Genomic DNA, 2,669 nt, shown 5'->3' with positions numbered 1-2,669 from the left:
ACCGTTAGGTGTGTAGTAGGTAGCGTTAGCTCATGAGCTAACGCTACCTACTACACACCTAACGGTGCTACGTAGTCCGCACTGCTCACCCGTCCTGTATAGGCTATGTATAGGCTAGCGTGTCCGTGGCTACACGTTCTTGTCTCACCATACCAAACTCACCTCCCTTGCCTGCGTCTTGTGGTGGCAATATGTAGTGGATCTATGGGGGCGTTGTAAATGGTACGTAATTTGTACACTTCCTCGCTCGCGTTTTGTATAAGCTGTTGTATAAACTGTAAGGCTTAGCACGCTGCGATAGCCTTCTCGAACATGATTGCCTACCTTCAAAATAGCGCCCTCACAGGAGCTTAAAACATGTCTTATTAACTGTCTATTTTGCAGCCTAAATACTCCCTGTAGTCACAGATCAGTTTTTGTAGTTGTTGCAGTATGCTCTTAATTTGATCACATAAATACAACTTACTAACGCGTCTTTCTAAAATTATTTTGCATATTCTGCATAATATACTTGACTTAATAACGCGTCTTTAATATAATGATAATTAGAAAGTGAGGGAGCAATCGTTACTCACTATAATAAAACCACACTCGAGCCAACGAGGTAAAAAAGACCGTAAGGACAAACGTAAACCCGCATAACATTTGGCGCACTTGTGACCGCTGGGAACTCGGCACACCAGCTTGTAAAAACGGAGTATATCATTACTGACAATAGACAATATAAGAGGCAGATAATATGAGCATCAAACAAATAACACCAACAGCACTTGGCAAAATGATTGCTGCTGAAGCAATTAAAGATCGCTCATACTTAAAAGAGATATTTGATAATGTCGATTCTAATGAACTGCTAAACCAAGGAGTTATAAAGGCTCTTGGCTTCCTAGGGCAAGTCGAGCAAGACGAAGCTGCCAAAAAGCTCACAAACTACGTTCGCCACTACTTTGCGCCAACTGCCTACGATTACCCAGAAAACGACACCTACGAGCTTAAAAACGCCACTGAACACACGATTGAAGTATTAACCAAGTGGGCTGACAAGATCGATGCTGCCGTCAAAGCTAAAGAACCTATCAAAGGCTTCAACCGATACATTCACCGCTCAGTTGCTGCCCTTGCCACTCGATTAAACAAAATTGAAGATGTGGGGGTGAGAAAAACCAACTTCCAAATCGCTTCCTACAAAGTCAATCAAGCATTTTTTGAATACGGCTACGTAACACAAGACACTATTAAACAAGCTCTTGCCAAAATATCTGCTGAATTAGGGGTGACTGACGCAATTATCAGTGTAGGTGAAGGCTCCACCAAAGCGATGCAAGCGTCTGGCGTATCTATTAATGTCGAAATCAAACACACAAACCAGATTATTAGTAATATCTATAATCACTTTGATCAAAAAACTAAAAAGCTTGATGGCGTTTATATCGCACAACTTAAACGTGCTATTAACTCACTTAAAACAAGAATTAGCACCATTGAGAAACAAGCCACTCGATATGAGTACATGAGCCAAGCTAGAGTAGGGATTGCTAAATACATCAAAGGTTTTGATGAGGGCTTTGCTGCTCTCGTCCATAATGATCTTGCCCTACTTAAAGACGAGCAAGCCATGCAATACAAAAATAACCAGTACAAGGCTAAAGTTGTCTTAAGAAATAAAAGTAATGAAAACTACCAACTAGCACTTATGCCATCACTTAAAGACAATAAGGACGACATCAAGGATGAAACAATATACGTTGAGGTGTTGAAAAATGGTGATATTATCTACAAGCTTAAAACACCTAGTCACACTGTCAAAAGCGGCACCATCACAGAAAAAGACTTCAAAGAAACAATAGTAATGCCCAAGCGCAACAAGATCGAAGATTTTAATGCAATCAAAGAACAAATCATTCAGGTCATTGCCGAACGAGGGAAAACCTATAAAAAAAGCCTTACGCATTTAAAGCTTAACATCAAAGACGCAAAACAAATCTTTGAAGAGGTTGAAAGTGAGATGATTCAACAAATGCAACCTTCGCGCTATCAGTCATGGGCTAAAATTTGTATCTGCATTAGTTTGCTCACTGGCAGACGTATCTATGAAATATGCGTCACTGGTGACTTTGAAATCGTTAACGCGCACACGATGAAAATGACAGGTATCGCGAAACAAAAAAATGACGAGGACAGAGAAAATAAGTCCATAGAATTTAAAGTATTCGCAAATAGCCATTTAATCATGCAAGCCATTAATATCTTGCGTGAAATCAAAGATTTTAGTGTCTACGGTGACGACTATCGAAAATTCAATAAAGCCACTAACACAACCTTAAGATCAGCATTAACGCCACAGCGTGATAATCAAGTCGCTATGATTTGCAACCCTGCGGTGACAATTAAACTACTACCCAAGTCCATGCGCCAACTCTACGCTGCGATGCTGAAATACGAAATCGAGCAAGCAAAGCCTAACGAGTCCGATAACTTTTATGACTTCGAGCTTGCCAAACACTTAGGGCATGATGCCGAAAGGGATATTGATACCGTGCAGAGTTATAAGGATATTGTTATACATGCATGAAACACGCAGTTTCTAATCAATTTTAGAAAAGGTTTTCGGGCAGTGGCTAGCTGCTCTCACACTGCTAGTTGCGTTATTAACCGATGGATTAGGCTTA

At 40.4% G+C, this 2,669-nt stretch carries 1 protein-coding gene; it reads left to right on the top strand.

Annotation, left to right across the window (positions count from 1 at the left end; all coding sequences use genetic code 11):
- The first annotated feature begins 739 nt into the window (after window positions 1-739).
- On the top strand, window positions 740-2,572 hold the full coding sequence (locus ACY10D_RS04835; RefSeq protein ID WP_486999645.1) for a protelomerase family protein: 1,833 nt from the start codon (window positions 740-742) through the stop codon (window positions 2,570-2,572).
- Window positions 2,573-2,669: the final 97 nt, after the last annotated feature.

Source organism: Cysteiniphilum sp. (assembly GCF_057495195.1).
Note: the sequence above shows the minus strand (reverse complement) of the source record. Positions and strands in the feature narration are given on the sequence as shown.